This is a genomic window from Providencia sp. PROV272 (genome assembly GCF_049901975.1).
Taxonomy (GTDB): domain Bacteria; phylum Pseudomonadota; class Gammaproteobacteria; order Enterobacterales; family Enterobacteriaceae; genus Providencia; species Providencia stuartii.
This window is the reverse complement of record NZ_CP096291.1, coordinates 12112-28446: the sequence shown is the minus strand read 5'-3', so window position 1 is coordinate 28446 and position 16335 is coordinate 12112. Positions and strand designations below refer to the sequence as shown.

Annotated in this window: 12 protein-coding genes; 3 read left to right on the top strand and 9 right to left on the bottom strand. The window is 40.5% G+C overall.

Annotation, left to right across the window (positions count from 1 at the left end):
• Nucleotides 1–79: 79 nt before the first annotated feature.
• The 6 genes from M1E93_RS00100 to M1E93_RS00075 form a co-directional block, all read right to left on the bottom strand.
• Nucleotides 80–655, bottom strand: coding sequence for a rhomboid family intramembrane serine protease (locus M1E93_RS00100; RefSeq protein WP_036942428.1), 576 nt, complete (start codon nt 653–655; stop codon nt 80–82).
• Nucleotides 652–5592, bottom strand: a complete 4941-nt coding sequence (locus tag M1E93_RS00095) for a DNA repair ATPase (RefSeq protein ID WP_104873107.1) — start codon at nt 5590–5592, stop codon at nt 652–654. The genes M1E93_RS00100 and M1E93_RS00095 overlap by 4 nt, the downstream gene beginning before the upstream one ends.
• Before the next feature lie 165 nt (nt 5593–5757).
• Entirely contained in the window at nt 5758–7956 is a 2199-nt protein-coding gene (locus M1E93_RS00090) for a flotillin family protein (protein WP_004924051.1), read from the bottom strand.
• 56 nt (nt 7957–8012) lie between these two features.
• On the bottom strand, nt 8013–8651 hold the full coding sequence (locus M1E93_RS00085) for an OB-fold-containig protein (RefSeq protein ID WP_004924054.1): 639 nt from the start codon (nt 8649–8651) through the stop codon (nt 8013–8015).
• Between the two features lie 831 nt (nt 8652–9482).
• Entirely contained in the window at nt 9483–10085 is a 603-nt protein-coding gene (locus tag M1E93_RS00080; RefSeq protein ID WP_004924062.1) for a hypothetical protein, read from the bottom strand.
• A 71-nt stretch (nt 10086–10156) separates the two neighbouring features.
• Nucleotides 10157–10477, bottom strand: coding sequence for a hypothetical protein (locus M1E93_RS00075; RefSeq protein ID WP_426207054.1), 321 nt, complete (start codon nt 10475–10477; stop codon nt 10157–10159).
• 113 nt (nt 10478–10590) lie between these two features.
• Here M1E93_RS00075 and M1E93_RS00070 point away from each other — a divergent pair, with 113 nt between their 5' ends.
• Entirely contained in the window at nt 10591–11538 is a 948-nt protein-coding gene (locus M1E93_RS00070) for an IS30 family transposase (RefSeq protein ID WP_140035165.1), read from the top strand.
• On the opposite strand, the gene M1E93_RS00065 is transcribed toward M1E93_RS00070, so the two are convergent.
• From M1E93_RS00065 to M1E93_RS00055, 3 genes are all read right to left on the bottom strand, one after another.
• Nucleotides 11535–12311, bottom strand: coding sequence for an HBL/NHE enterotoxin family protein (locus M1E93_RS00065; protein WP_426207053.1), 777 nt, complete (start codon nt 12309–12311; stop codon nt 11535–11537). The two genes, M1E93_RS00070 and M1E93_RS00065, sit on opposite strands and share 4 nt — an antisense overlap.
• A gap of 1033 nt (nt 12312–13344) precedes the next feature.
• Nucleotides 13345–14256 carry an N-acetylglucosamine kinase gene (nagK, locus tag M1E93_RS00060; protein ID WP_004924069.1) on the bottom strand — a complete coding sequence of 304 codons (912 nt, stop codon included), beginning with the start codon at nt 14254–14256 and terminating at the stop codon, nt 13345–13347.
• Nucleotides 14257–14494: 238 nt separating this feature from the next.
• On the bottom strand, nt 14495–15676 hold the full coding sequence (locus M1E93_RS00055; protein ID WP_104873108.1) for an SGNH/GDSL hydrolase family protein: 1182 nt from the start codon (nt 15674–15676) through the stop codon (nt 14495–14497).
• A 239-nt stretch (nt 15677–15915) separates the two neighbouring features.
• Between M1E93_RS00055 and M1E93_RS00050 the strand changes: the two genes are divergently transcribed.
• On the top strand, nt 15916–16176 hold the full coding sequence (locus M1E93_RS00050; RefSeq protein WP_014657159.1) for a type B 50S ribosomal protein L31: 261 nt from the start codon (nt 15916–15918) through the stop codon (nt 16174–16176).
• 2 nt (nt 16177–16178) lie between these two features.
• Nucleotides 16179–16319 carry a type B 50S ribosomal protein L36 gene (ykgO, locus tag M1E93_RS00045; protein ID WP_014657160.1) on the top strand — a complete coding sequence of 47 codons (141 nt, stop codon included), beginning with the start codon at nt 16179–16181 and terminating at the stop codon, nt 16317–16319.
• The last annotated feature ends 16 nt before the right edge of the window (nt 16320–16335 follow it).

Genomic DNA, 16335 nt, shown 5'->3' with positions numbered 1-16335 from the left:
ATGTGAACCAAGTAGATAAAAAAGGATACATAAAAATAAAAAAAATATTAAAAGTGAATCTGATCACGTTAGCTAAAAATTAGCTTTCTGTAGGTGAAAGGGCGCTTTTCTTGCGGCGATTAACCCACCATGCATAGAAAATACCCGATATTGCACCAGCAATATGCGATTCAGTTGAAATATATTGATGAACGGGCAGCAAGCCGGATGTCATTGCGCCAAAATAAAATAGCACCAAGACAGTGATGATAATGTCAGAAAGTTTGCGACGAAAATAACCTTGGGCGATCAGTAACCCCCAAAGCCCGAAAATCCAACCACTTGCGCCAACATGAATGGCGTAGCGACCAACTAACCAAACAGCTAATCCACCAGTAATAATAATAAAGAGCGAAGCTAATAGATATTCACGGATCTCTCTATGTAGCAGTACTGCGCTGAGGATCAGTAAAGGAGGAAGGTTACTCAGTAAATGTCCCCAACTACTATGAATAAAGGGGGAAAGGGGGATACCGATGAGGCCCTCTAAGCTTCTGGGTATGATACCAAAGCGATTTAACGAATAGCCTGTTAGGCTATTGATCACTTGGATGATGACCAATAGCCCAGCCAAAATAGCAAGTAGTTTCAGTCGTTGGTTCAACCACTGTTTCATGCTTGCTGGCTTAATGCTTGTACACTTTCAACCAGATCAGCAAGTTGTGCAACAACACGGTCACCCACATCTGCATTATCCCCACCTAGTGCTTTATTGCGCATAAAGTCCTTTTTGATTTGTTGCCAGCGTGCGGCCTGTTGCTCCGTGAGCTTACCGCGAATTTCAGCTAATTTGAGTAAATTTTCTTCTGCTCCTGTGGTGAGTAATTGTGCTTCACCGAGGTAGTGATCATCCAATAAACGTTCAAGCTCCTCTTCATTCATGACAGAGGACACTTTTTCACTCAGTTTATTCATATTTCGATAGCTACCTTGCAAACGGAAGGCTGGCTCGGTGCGGTATTTATCGGACTGTGCTGCACTGGCAATATATTGCTGATTCACTTTGAGTACGACATCGCGTAGCGTGATTAGGCGCTTAATGACAGCGACAATTTCACTGATTTCTGCATCTGAATAGGGGTAGCTCAAAGCATTAGTTGAGACTGATTTACCCATTGCTTTATCAACGAAAAGGTAGAGGTCATTGAGATCACGTAGAGCAAGCGGCGCAAGTACAGGGTTTGAGGTTAGACTGTTTTCAATGTAGCTTAATGCGAAGGCATCATCCATGCCGCCAAGCACTTCCCCTAGGTTATAGATATCAGCGCGGTTGGCGAGCATGTCCGGTATGCGGAACACTTCACCTGATTCGGTATATGGGTTACCTGCCATAACAACACAGAATTTTTTACCACGCATGTCATAGGTTTTCGTTTTTCCTTTCCAAACCCCTTCAATGCGCCTTGTTCCGTCACACAGAGAAATAAATTTCTGTAAAAACTCAGGATGCGTATGCTGAATATCATCCACATAGAGCATCACGTTATTCCCCATCTCTAACGCTAAATTGAGTTTTTCTAGCTCCTGACGTGCAGTTGCATTTGGTGCTTGGTCTGGGTCGAGTGATAACACGTCATGACCTAACGCAGGCCCGTTAATTTTCATGAAAATGAGGCCTAAGCGGTCAGCAACATATTCCATCAATGTGGTTTTACCGTAACCAGGCGGGGAGATCATCAAGAGTAGCCCCATCAAATCGGTACGTTTACCTTCCCCTAAAGCACCGATTTGCTTCGCCATATTGTCACCAATAATCGGTAAATAGACGTCGTTGATCAGTTTATTACGAACAAAGGAGCTAAGAGGGTGCGCTTTAAACTCATGCAGCTTCAAACGACGGCGCTCTTCAATGACAACACGTTGGCGTAACGCTTGATATTCACGGAATGCGGGAATAAACCGTTTTCTTTGAAAACGCATGCGACTGAAATAGTTATCTAAGCTCAACGAGAGGGTTTGATTTTCTATCGTTGGATGTTCGCCTAATAACCCATTAACTTTGAAGTACAGATCAGCTTCGCTATAACGTGCTGATGCGACTTTGTCTAAAATAATAATGGCGATTGCACCCGGAATATAAGGCGTAAGATGGGCAAATTCAGGCACTGAACATAGCCCTTGTAACCAGTTTTGAATCAATGCCCAACGCTGAGCATAGCGGCCTGCAAGGTTTTGTTGGGAACGGTTGAAGTCTATCCACATATGGGCGTCTTCTAACCGAGTTTGCAAGGCGGCAACAAGGTCTCTAGCATATTTACTGTAAACTAATTCAATAGGCGTTCTCGCCAGCGCAAAGCTAAGATACTCTGCGGCTTGAGTTTGTTGGTAACTCTCACAAGGTATCGGGTGCTCTTGTAAAAATAGGCTAATGTCTGCTTCGATCTCCGCCTGCAAATCGAGCAAAGCATCATCATTATGGAATAGCTGATGAATATTCATTGCGGTTCTGGCGCGCTCTGGCCATAAAGCCGGATATTCATTATTTTGTACTTGTTCCCAGAAAATCGCAGCAATTGCTCGCGATGTTGGGTTATAACGCAGTAAATCAGCACTCTCTCCGACAGGCAGGAGTTTTTTCAAAATAGCGATGGCATCGTGATCGTGAATACCTTTCTCATAGCCCTCTTTATAACGTGGGGCTGCAAAGTCGCGTACGATTTTCTCTAATTTCTCAGGCACCGATAACGCGGACTTAAGCATATTATAATCAAGGCCATCTTGGCGCTTACTTGCAGCGTAGATAATTGAATATGCAAGGTATTCAGCCCGATAAACATCGTCTGACTCGGATTCAAGTGCCGCTGACCAATAAGGTTGTAACTCAGCTAATTGAGGGTTATCAATAGGCTCTTGGAAATCGGTACCCGTCAGATATAACCAAAGTTGGTTATCTTTCGGCAAGATGGTTAAATCAAGCTCTTGGGTGTTAACACTAAAGCGATGGCGAGGCCCTAATTTAATTATATTACCGCCATCTTCGTAAATATCTGTTTTATCGCGTAGTGTGCGAATAGATTGGTCGCGCGCTGCTTTTAATCTGGCATCAATATCATCCGCTTTGACGTTATCATTGATTTCTCTTAGTTTTTCAATGATTTCACGCGTTTTTGTTGCCAATGGATCAGACGCAAAAAAGGCGTTTAATTCATCTTGAGACTGTAAACGTGCAGTGCGGCGTTGCAAACTATCTAACAGGCGGTCGGCTGCTGTTTGTAAGTTTTGTGAACGGCGTTGGCGTTCATCTAATAAGGCTTGCTTGTGCGACTCAAAGGTTTCTAGCAGCTCTTCGCGTTTGGCGAGAATATCTTCTAGGAACTCATCATGGCTGCTGAATTGGCTTTCTAACTCTTCTAATTGGACTAATAGCCTAGATAGCTGGTCATCGCAGCGTTCAGGATCCGTGGAGAGTGATAGGGCATTTGTAATGCCTTGGCTAAATAGGCGGAATTGTGCGCCAAATTGAGCCACAGTCTCGACAGCACTTTGTGATTTACGTTTTTGTTGTAAACGAGCGCGTGACTGGTTTAATTGGGCATAAATTTGTGAAATTGCATCAATGATGTTGGTTTGTTGAGTCACATCATCAAATTTTAGCGAAGCCATTAGATTCGATAGCATATCCAAGTCGGCAGACATTTTTTCCATGCCATTCATTGGAATATCGAGCTGCGCACTATTTTGAGCACTCTCCATTTGCTCTTCAAACTGAGAAAGTTGCGTTTTAAATGGTTGTAGTGCTTTATCGCTCGCTAGGAAAGTCGCGGTAGTTTGAGAAACATACTGCTGTGCTTGCGTAATTTCTTCTTCCATCTGCGCGAGTTTCGTTAAATCCATATAGCGGAATTCGCGTAAGGAGATCAGGTGACCACGTTGGGCACTGAGTGCATTTAACCCATCAACAAACTGCTGAATATCATTCCAGCTTTCAGGTAATGTTAAAGACATCAGTGTCTTTTGCCGATTAGCCGCTTCATTCATCGATTTTGCTGATTGCTGGCGGATACTCTCGACTTTTTCATACTCATCTAAGACCAGTTCACTGGTTTGTGTGATCTCTTTGAGTAATTTACCGATACCTAAACATTGCTCGTCATTAAACCAATAATAAATATCAAGTAGGTTTTTCGGTTGTTGGCTCAGTTGTTCATAGCGGGCAACGGAAACCTGATTACCTTCAATTTCTTTAGCAATATGCAGAATTTCTGAGATACCACGTACAAGATCAGCGTTACCAATGCGACCAAAAAAGCCCCCTCGCGCAGGCTGTTGATCGGCAAATTCTTCTGAATAGAAAGGGGTTTGCCAAACTTGCATCGGGTGAACTCGAGTGGCTTCGTCACCTTCACCTTCAAAGAGAACCATTTTCCCATCTTCAAGCATGGCATAACCATGCCCGATCAGCGGAATCGCCAGTTTTCGCTCAATCAAATTATAATTAAAGAGGGCGATACGACCTTGGTTTGGCGAATAGAAGACATACAGGACATCCTCACCGTTTGGGGAACGGCGCAAGCGACGAAAACGCATGCCATCCATAGGTTGATCAAAGGTTTTATACTCACCATTTTGTAAGTAATATCCACCTGGGAAAATAATGCCGTGGTCTTCGGGAAGCTGTACACATGCCTGACCAATCGCATCAATGCGTTGAGCTGTTTGAGTCAGTGTATTGTAGACGAGATAGCGCCAGTTCTCTTCGCGATAGGGTAATATTTTCAGTAAGATCAGGCTGCCTGTTTGGGCATATTCAATTTGGGCATCATCTAGGGATTGGTTTTTATCTAACACCGCTTCGCGATAAATGCCGAGGCCATCTTCTGTGTTATTTTCGCATTTTATGGTGAGGTCGCCACCAATAGTTTCAACGAAAACAGTATCTAAAATATTGATATGCGGAAAACGACCATTAACCGTGTTTTCACGGGTTGTTTTCACCCATTCAAAGTCATAGGCAGGGGGAAGGGCGATGTCGCGTTCACCGCGGTTGTCGATATAATCGATTTTGCTTTTATCACTGGAGATAGACCAGCGGAAAACCCGCACATCGGTGATACGTTCACCAATTTGAAAGCTAGCTAATAGCTTACCATCACGTTCAACTAACTGTAGTAATTGGGTGTTTTTGTAATAGGTGTAAAGCTCAGTAAAATCTTGGATAAAGCGCGTATCACTGAGGAAGGTGTCGTCATAGGAGACCGCTTCAACATCAAACTCACCTTGGTTATCAATCAGTCGATACAGAGAAAACACATCTTCAATTTGTGTTTCTCTTTTGAGGCCAAGGAAAACGTTATAGCCAAATAGAAGCCATTCACCAACTCGGACAATATCCCTTGCTTGGCAATTATTTTCTGTGCGAATACGAATACGGCCAATAATATCCATTTGGCTTTGACCGAACTCTTGTAAACGACTGTCATTGAGTTGCGCTGCTTTTTGATGAAGCTGTTGCCCTTGTTCTGTAAGGCGTTTGCGTAATATTTCATATGCGCCGCCTTGCGCAACAGCACTATCCAGTATGTTTTGCTCGTGACTCGTATCCTGAATTGACATGCGTCGTTGGTTTCCTTGGCTATAACAAAAGACAAAAGTTGAAGGCATACCCGATATGTATGCCTTTGAACTAGGATGCTCGTTTACCGTTAAATGATTATTCGCTACGGTATGAGTGCCATACCGAGCCAGTAATATAATTTAAACACGTTAGAGCATACCCCATTAGAGCTGATCATCCGTTGGTGCTTCAGGTTTTGCCGAGACGGTTTTAACCTGCGGGTTTGCACCTTTTGCAGCCATAAAGCTGTTAATCAAATCTTGAACCTCAGGGTTTTTCAGTAAAGCTGCAATATCGATTTTCTTATCGTCTTTACGGTTGATCAGCTTTTCGACACTCTCTTTAGCAAAGCTGCTTTTATCCATAAAGCCATCAACGGCTTTACCTAAGCTAAGCGCTTTAGAGAAGGTATTAAAGAAGCTACCGTCACCGCCCACAATTTCGATATTGGTTTTGGTTAATGCAGCAGCCAATACATCGGCTTGCTCACGAGCAATCTCTTTATTTGCGTCAATTGATGCCATAGCTTGCTCAAACTCTTTCTCAAGACGCATACGGAACTCTTCATGAGCACGGGCAGTATCGCTGAGGTGATCCATGGATTTGAATTTATCGGTCAAGCCATCCGCTTCTGCTTTCAGACGTTGACGGATCACTTCGGCTTGTGCGGCACCTAATTGACCTTCCCCTCGAGCTTGGGCAGCCAGTTTCTCTTCAAGCACTTTCGCATCCGCCAAGCCCAGTTTTTCTTTCGCATTGGCTTGTTGCTCTTCACCGCGTGCTTGAGCGGCCAGTTTTTCTTCGAGGACTTTCGCTTCAGCAAAGCCTTGTTGTTGTTCAGCAAGTGCTTTTGCTTCCAACACTTGTGCTTCAGTTAAGCCTTTTTCTTTTAACCCACGCGCTTCTGCTAGGAGTTTCTCAGCGGTGATATTCGCTAGGACTAATCCCTCTTTTTCTTCCGCTTCGGCTGTGGCTTGACGTACTCGTGCTTCTGCGAGGCCGAGTGCAGCATGTTCAGCTTCAATCCCTTCTGCTAAGCGTTTTTTGGCTTCTGCTTGTTTTGCTGAAGCTTCAAGTTCCGCTTGTGCCATGGTGCTGATTTCTTCGGCTCTGTGTTTTGCACTCGCTTCATCGGCTTCGGCTTTCTTCACTTGGCGAACTAAAGACTCTTCCGCTTCTGCCTGAGCGTTGATAACGGTCACTTGTCTTAAGCGATCGGCTTCTGATACTTCACGTACCTCTTTGATACGCTCTTCTTCTTGGGCAACGCTTTTTTCAACGATAACGCGTTCACGGATCACGTTAGAAATATTTTTGCGTTCTTCTTCCAACGCTTTTTCTTTTTCAATACGTTGTAGTTCAACCTCACGTTCGCGGGCTACGATTTCGAGGTCACGAGCACGATTAACGCGTTCCTGTTCAATAGCAACTGCGCGGGTCCGGTTCTGCTGAGCAACTTCAACTTCACGCATGCGATTTTCTTCACGAATTTCAATTTCTTGCTGAGTTTGAATACGTGCTTGCTCTGCTTTTAAGCGCTCTTCTTCTTGTACGCGTAATGTTTCGGCTTGCTCACGAGCACGAATATTTTCAATCTCACGTTTTTGGCGAGCTTCTGCATCCGCTTGTTGGCGTTCAAGGGCTAGGCTTGCTTCACGGGTTTCCACATTTTTCTTTTGAATAGCCAGTTCTTGGTCGCGCTCTTTCTGGTTAGTTTCAATATTATGGATAGCGGTGATTTCAGTGATTTTACGGATACCTTCGGAGTCGAAGATATTATTTGGATCAAGAGCGGCTTTTGGCGTTTGTTCAAGGTAGTCAATGGCCACATCTTCAAGTGCATAACCATTGAGATCTTTACCGATAACATCCACGATACGATCACGGAAGTTCTGCCTATCTTCAAATAGCTTAGAGAGTTCAAACTGCTTACCAACCGTTTTGAGTGCTTCTGAAAACTTAGCGCTAAATAAGGTACTGACGGCTTGATGATCGGATGCGCGGTCGACCCCAATGGCTTTAGCCACTTTGAGTACGTCTTCAGTGGTCTCATTAACACGTAAATAGAAAGCGACAGTAATATCTGCACGTAAGTTGTCTTGGCAAATCAGGCCATCTTTACCGCGGCGGTCAACTTCCAAAGTTAAGAGAGAAATTCTCATAAACTCTTTTTTGTAGATGACGGGATAAACTAAAGCACCAGTAAAGTGAACTTTTGGTTGCGACGACATGTCGTTAACAATCAATGCAGTTCCTTGTGGGACCTTGATATAGAAGGCTTTAAATAGCCCAAAAAAGCCAAGTATGACTATGATGATGCCCCCAATAATGGTTAAAAAGGGCATTAGGTCAGCCAATTCCATATTTTCTCTCCATGGGTTTCGATAATGTCGTCGTTAAAGGTTCAAAATAGTGTTTATTACTGGCGAAATTCATCTTCCGTCACCACATTGTAGCTGTGTGACACGGGGTCATAACTAATGATAACAACGCGGTCACCTCGCTTAATATTTTCAGTAGCAGCGGCACGAATTTGCAGAATTAACCCTGCACCACCATCTTCTAGTATGGCTTCGCCTTTATGTTCGGTGACTTCTCCTGAACGTACGGTGGCGAGTTTACCCATTAATCGCTGGGCTGTTTTTGGCGTATTAGATTTAGCCAATTTCTCACGTAATGGTTTTAAACATAGGGCGGTTAAGTGGATTGAAATAAAGGATATAACGAAGAATACAGTGAAGCCGACAAGGTAGCGTAGTAGTGTAATATCAATAAAACGAATAAACCAATGAACACTAAAGTAACTTAATAACCAGCCAAATAGTGTAAATAAGGTCAGAATAATCGTGACTGGAATACCTGCAAGCCCGAGTTTTGTGAGCCAGCCAGCAAACCCTGTAGCATCAAAGCCGCCACCATCAACGGATGTATCAACATTAAATAAATCAATATCTAATAATCCAAAAGCGGCGCATAACCAATAAAACATAACAATAATAAGTAGGCCGCTAAAAATAATGACGGGGAAGGTCAGACAGTTTTGTAGAAACAAACTCATAAATGTTCTCTCTATAATATTTAGAGTTTCAATTTTGTTATTACCATTACCGTTAACTTAATCATATCAATTTCAATGATTTTCAGTATCGGACTAGTCTTTATTATCTGGCTGATTTTCATGAGTTATTTATGAAATTTTTCTAAGTATCATCAATGACTGATAAAAACGGGCTAGATAGGAGTTATTTTGCCATTAATTGTTAATAAAAGATAATGAATCATAACAGCAATATGTAAGATTATGTTATAACTTATTGAAACCGTAGAATTAAAAAACTCTGAAAAATGCATCAATATAAAAATATTATTTTTTAAATTATCTTTTTCTAGTGATAAACAATAAAATGGTTATTAATAAAAGAAAAAAGTGAGATTAAAGGCGTGCTATAGATTCAAAAACACAGTAAAGCAGCCCATTTCCATGGTCAGCTAGATATTCGTCAATTCACACCAGGCATTGCAATTTTTACCTACAATTTGTGACCTTTAACTTAACTAGCATTATGAAAATAGTTTACAGATACGTACGCGTCATTACGCCATAATTGAGTTAGGTTTGCTTGATATATTTGACATGTTCTATCGGAGTCTATTCGATAAAATAGCAATAAGTGGCTGAATGATGAAAAATTCCTCGTTCAGCCAAAATATCACTAACATCGGCATAGCTCAGAGATATTGAATCATAGCTACGTATACACAAAGGGTGATAGAGGGAGCAAAATACTTCCATTTAAAATCATTCAGTGACATGGTTATTTTCCTAAATAATGAGCAATAACGTCACACCAATGCACTTTTTGCAATAAGCGCCTTTAATCCCTATATCCTAAAGTGACAATCTTAATTCCTTTACTTTTACAAATGAGGCTTCGGTTTGCACCTTAACAACTAACATCGAGTTATATTGTTCATAGTTGTATGGTTGTATACTTATGCTAAAGAGATTATTTAGCGCTTTGCAATCCGATAATATTACAAGTAGATATACTTGAAAGTTCATTTCAATATTAAAAAAACCAATTACGTCATTTTTAAATTCATTTAATGCGTTAATTTCAGGATCACCATAGAAAATTTGAGATGTTGACATGACGTCTTCTATAGTACTAACACAGTCTTGCAGGACACTTATTTGTAACGATATATCATTAATGACATTAGATGAATCAAGTTGCATTTTAGAGAATGCTTCACGACAACTAGATATGTCATTCATATTTATAAAATTGGATATTGATTTAAGTTCATTAATCCAATTTTGGATTTGAGCTGATGAAGCCTCAATAACTTTCTCGCATACAAGCATTGAATTATTAATTGCGATGATTATTTTCTGGGCATAAAAGGGCAAGTTCCATTGCGAATTATTATACTTGCTTAATATACCAAGATAATTAAACATTAGGCTTTTATAATTTAAAATGTTCATACCTTCACCTTATGATTGAGTTAATTTTACTTCATGTTATTAACTTCCTATGCTATTTTTAGTGCTGATTTTTAATTAACATTAATTAAATCATAAGTTAACTTTTTAGGGTTGATGACATATTCAACACCACTCATTTGCGATTTAATTGTATCAGTATCTTTTAATACGATTTTAACTTGGTTATTAGCACTAGATAAGAATAATTCTCTAACATTATCCGTATTGATAATTCCCATATTTAGGTCACTAATAAGGTTATCTATATCATTAGAGAGAAACTGCCATGCATTTGACATTTCAAGTGAAGCTTGAGCTGCTTGTGATATACAAGTTGCCAGTTGCGCATTTCCCGTTGAACATGCTTGAGCGACTCTAACCTCATTTTTCAAATTAGCATCCGCGAATTCAGATAATAAGTGCAACGCTCGGTCATGTTAGATGGAAGGACGGTTAGCTACTGATAAGCTATCCTGCTCTTCCGACCAAAGATGAGCGAGTAAGTATGAAGTATCAGCAACTAACCGAAGGACAACGATACCAGATATCGATACTGCGTGAGGATAATTTATCCTGCCATGAGATAGGTATCCGTATCGGTGTAAGCAAGTCCACGGTCTCCCGTGAACTGAGGCGTAACACTTCAGATACTGGTTATAACCCACAACAGGCACACCAGAAGTGCTGTGATAGGCGGCTGTCATCTGCCAAAAGGACAATTCCTCAGCAGACCATAGATTTCGTGATATTTGCTCTGGAGTGGAAGTGGAGTCCTGAGCAAATAAGTGCAATTGGCAGCATTATTGGTCTTAGCGTCAGCCATGAATGGATTTACCAGTATATCTATGCGGATAAGCGTAGCGGTGGCGAGTTGTACAGGCATCTTAGGCAGGGCAAACGGCGATATCGTAAGGGCTACGGGCAGAAACGAGGGCGCATCCCTGATGCGGTATCCATTGAGCTACGGCCGTCAGTCGTCGATGACCGTAGCCGTCTGGGGGACTGGGAGGCCGATTTGGTGCAGGGTAAACAGGGCACTGGTGCTATCGTGACACTGGCAGAACGCAAAAGCCGTATTTACCTGACAAAAAAGGTGTTTTCAAAGGATGCGGTGGAAGTCAGTAAGGCCATTATCTCACTGCTGAGTGAGTATCAGGATGTATGTCACACAATAACGTTCGATAACGGTCTAGAGTTTAGTGAGCACAAGGCGATAGCAGAAGCACTGAACGCAGATACGTACTTTGCCCATCCGTATGCCTCGCATGAGCGTGGGCTGAACGAGAATACGAATGGGTTGTTAAGACAGTTTATCCCGAAAGGAACAGACCTGCGGACAGTGACAGAAGAAGACTTACAACGCTATCAGGGAGCGTTGAACAGCAGGCCACGCAAGTGTCTGGGGTTCAGACAACCTTCGGTGGTGTTTGCGGAGCTAAGAAAGGCGGCTTAGCGTTGCACTTCGGACTTGAATCCGCCATCTTCAATTAATAACTTCTCTTTCAATCTAAGGTCACCCTGAAGTTTAAGTACCGCACCTATAACACCAGCAAGACCTGTTGCTATTGCCACCGCCCCTCCAATCACCATGCTTACTGCCGCCCCTCCGGTAACGAGGGAACCCACAGCCCCCACAATAATAGAAAAGAACCCTCCAGCAATACCTAAAGCACTAATCGTTATACCGGCTTGATCAGCAGCTATTTGTGTTTGTATATTGAGTATATTATTTCTATTTTGAGACAGCGCACCGTTATCACCTAGTATCGCTGTGTTTAATCTATCAACAACATCATAGAAACTCGCTACACTATTATCTAGCTTATGGCTAAATTGTGATAAGAGTGTGCTAGTTACATTCGCCTCACTTGCATATTTGTTTGATTGATCTCTAATCGCACCTAAAATATTTAGCCAATCAGAAATACTTTTTCCCGCCGGAACTTGGGATGCTATTGAATTATGAATTGTATAGTAAGCACTAATGCTGGAAATATTCCTAATTATCATTGGTTGTATCGTATCAAGATAATATTTTGCATTTTCTTTTGCTGTGCCTAATGCAGAATTGACATCTTGCTGTAAGCTAATTAATGACGGATTATTAGTGAAATTCACTAATGGCTGTTGCATAACGGAACGACAACTACTTTGTACAATTAAATCAAAACTGGATTGTTTTTTGTTTGCACTATTTATAGCTAAAGGAGATTGATTAAAATCCATGATATACCTCATTAATGTAATACGATGCTTTATTTCATACGATTTAATTAATCATATGAAATAGAGAGATTGTTTAATAATATCGGAGTTATCTTTTGCCATGATAATCACAGCCACTACATCAATTGATATTTTAAAAATATCTGATAAGTGATATTATGCATTTAGATTTTAAAAGACTGGCTTATCTGATAACCGATAAGGTCTGCTAAGGCGACTAACAAATTTAATGACTCCTAGCAATATGTGAACATATAGTTCATGATTTAATTTAATCATGAATCATAATTATTTTTTTGTGATGAAGTTGGCAAAAAATCAATTATAATGTCTTTATTATTATTTTGTCGTATTTATAGTTCACAACTAGTAAGCGATGGTAAAGTGATTTAATCAATCAACTAATAAAAAATAGGCATGTCGCTAGCCCTATTTCATTGTCTAATAGTTAGACAGCTTACCCTTATATGTTGATGATAGCTCACCAGCTTCGTTAATATGATGGACTGTTTTCACTTAGTTAAATTGCGAATGCTTATGATGTTATTCGATTATTTAAGATAATTTCTGACTGGTTAAAAGGGAGGCTATATTATAATTAACCGTATGTTTAATTTATTTTTGAACCTTAAGTTAAATGAGTTTAATCATTAATTGAAGATTTTCTTATTGACACTGGTAAATAAAAATATCAATAAAAACAATATGTAGCATTAATAAGTTGAGCTTTGATAAAAAATAAACACACCGTTTTTAACAGTGACAATAATCATTTGATAAAGAATAGGCTATTGCCATTAATTGGCGTTCAATAAATCTATCTGTCTATTGATAGACTGGGGGTGTTTGTCGAGGGGATGCTAAAAATAGTCATGCCAGATGTGAATTGGCGAATCTCTTTTTGGCCATTAATTTGGGGCGTTTTACGGTGTTTTGGTTCCCGATCTCATTATTTAAAAACTGAAACAACGAAAAGAGACACGGTGTATTTAGCGCTGCTTCAGTTTTTTAGTATGAAAAAATTTAAATAGAATTAATCAAGTAAGTTTAAACACGCAGCACCTCTTGCACCACCGGAGTCACCATATCGTGCTTTTTCAATGGCAGGGAGATTCGCGATACCATACAAATACTGAGGCAAAACATCAGGCAGAAGTTGGTAAATACCATCAAATTGCGATAATCCGCCACCAATCACCACTAAATCAGGGTCTAGTATGGTCAATACTTGACCTAAAAACATCCCTAATAAATCGATATAGCGTTCAACATGCTGTTTTGCATTGCGGTCGCCTTGGTAGTAAAGCTGGATAATTTCAATCGCTGATTTTTGTTCACCTGTAAATGAGGTATAGATGCGTTCAAAACCTGGGCCGGACAAATAGGTTTCAAAGCAAGCAGGTTTACCACAACCGCACATGACTTCCGGAACTTGGTTTCCAAGTAAACGAGCGCCCTGTAAGGTCACATTCATATGACCAATTTCGCCAGCAATGCCATTTTTACCGGGAAGGACTTTACCGTGGGTGACAAAGCCGCCACCAACGCCAGTGCCTAATATCAGACCAAGTACCGTTGGGTAATTTTTAAACTCAGGCGCCCAAGCTTCTGAAAGCGCAAAACAGTTAGCATCGTTCTCTACTTTGACTGGGCGTTGTAAGGTATCGGCTAAGTCATAGACCAAAGGCTGATATTTAGCGGCGGGTACATTTGTAGTAAATACCGTTCCTTTCTCGTGGTTGACAATACCGGGTATGCCAACTCCCACCTTTCCTTGACCGTTAAATTGAGTATCAGCTTCTTCAGTAAGATGACGAAAAGCATTAAGGAGAGCTTGATAATCATCTTTTGGTGTTGGTACGCGTTTTTGCCAAATGGGGTTGAGTGATTCATCAAACACAGCAAGTTCAATTTTTGTACCGCCCATATCAAAGCCGTAATACATAGGTATCTCCTTAATGGTGACAATTATCTAATACGCTTAGTATCACTTTGATAAGTCATAAATGGTAGCGTTTGAGGCTGATTATATAAAAGTTTTTAGTCAGATAATGCGGCTTTGCTGCTAGACATTGTTTTTGTTCATGTTAAAGAAAGCGCAGATTTTGCCGTGGAAGTGTAGGGAGGGCAATAAGAGGCTAGTTGTATGGACAAACGAGCCTCCTGTTGTTTTTTTAGACGGTTTAAGGTTCGCTGATTAATATTGATTTGTTCTGTGGATTAAAGTTTTTATAAATAAAATGATGCAATTCCATCGCAATAATATGATGGATTTCTTGGGTTGGATGTACCTCGTCAACAAATACATAGTGAGGGTCGATTTCTAAGGGAGCGTTCCCGAAGATGTACCCATGTGAAAAAGCCTTGTTTACCTCATAAGATCCCGGCTTTCTGGCATTTATGTTATTGACGACATTCATAATGTTATCCATGGTGTTATTGACGTCAAAGAACATGATCCGACAAGGTTGCTGTAAATTCATAAGCTCAACGAGTTGTCTAAGTTTATGATTATGTTCAATAGAAATACGTTGCATTTCCTGTCGGTATTTGGGTTTTTTCTCTGCGACCTTTTTGGCGTAAGGGGTTTGAGAAAGGTCGGGTATCCCCATGACTAAAATTTGCCTAGCGCCTTTTTGCACCATCTTCTCAATTGATTTTTTTTGACTCAAAACGACGAAATTCACGTCTGTTTTATGATAAGTGAGATAATCATTGGCACCGATAAAAACAATGACTAAATCCTTTTCGGTAAAATTTAATCCTTTTATCTGTTTTTCCATATTAGAGAGAAACCTAAATTTAGGGGATGACGTTGAATAAGATGCACAAGGTGCCCCACCTTCTGCCCTATTAATAAGCGTCACTTTCGGGTCGTGAGATATCCCTTTATGGAATGCCACGCTTTGCATGATGCTTGGCATTGTCAGAAATTCGGTCCATACGCTGCCATTAGTAAACTTACCTTTATAGTATTGAGAGGAGCGGGGGATAAGCCCTTTTGACTTGTGATACATCCTCTTTTCTGAGTCAGACAAGCTATCACCAATCACAATGACTCTGTCAAAATAATCAATAATGGATTTTTTTGGGTCATTTTCCATTGATAAAAGGCTATCTAGGCTTGATGTATGCACGTTGTGGTGTGGCGGAAAGGTCTTTTGGTACTCCATAGCCAATTGGAACGTTTTGCCGGGGATCCTGCTTTCTATTTTCTTTTCACTACTGAGTGTGGCATGTACTTTGGGGGCAGAAGATTTTATCTTATTTTGTATACTCTTAATCGAACCTAGTAGCGTGTCAGTGAAAGAAGGTTTTATCTGTTTAGCGACAGTATGCTGAGAAGTAATTGATTCTACGTTCATTGATTTACTCTATTAGTTGTTTTGATGATTAATAAAACTATCAACTAATAGTTGGTCTAAATATCAAATAAAGATTATAGCTCCCTATAAAATCAGTGCGTTTTATAGCAAAAACATTCATTTCCACAATAAAAACAAATATTTAATAATTTTTTAGTGTTCCTTTTCAATAAAAGGATTGCATCGCTATTTAAAAGTGTATATTGTTATATTATAACATAACAATTAGAGGCGTTATGATGAAATCTGGGATCCATCCTCAATATCGAACCGTCGTGTTTCACGACACCAGTGCTGATGCTTATTTTAAAGTTGGTTCAACGATTAAAACGGAAAAAACAATAGAGTTTGAAGGTGAACGCTTTCCATATGTCACTTTGGATGTCTCTTCACAGTCACACCCGTTTTATACCGGTAAACAAAAAATGATTTCACAAGAAGGGAAAACCGCGCAGTTCCAGAAACGTTTTGCTCGCTTCCTATCAAAAGAGGAGAAATAAACGTGAAAGTCTTGAGTTCATTAAAAACCGCTAAACAGCGCCACCCTGATTGCCAAGTCGTTCGTCGGCGTGGTCGTGTTTATGTGATTTGCAAAACGAATCCACGTTTTAAGGCGGTACAGGGTTGTAGAAAGAAACGTTAAGCTTATCTAGGAACTG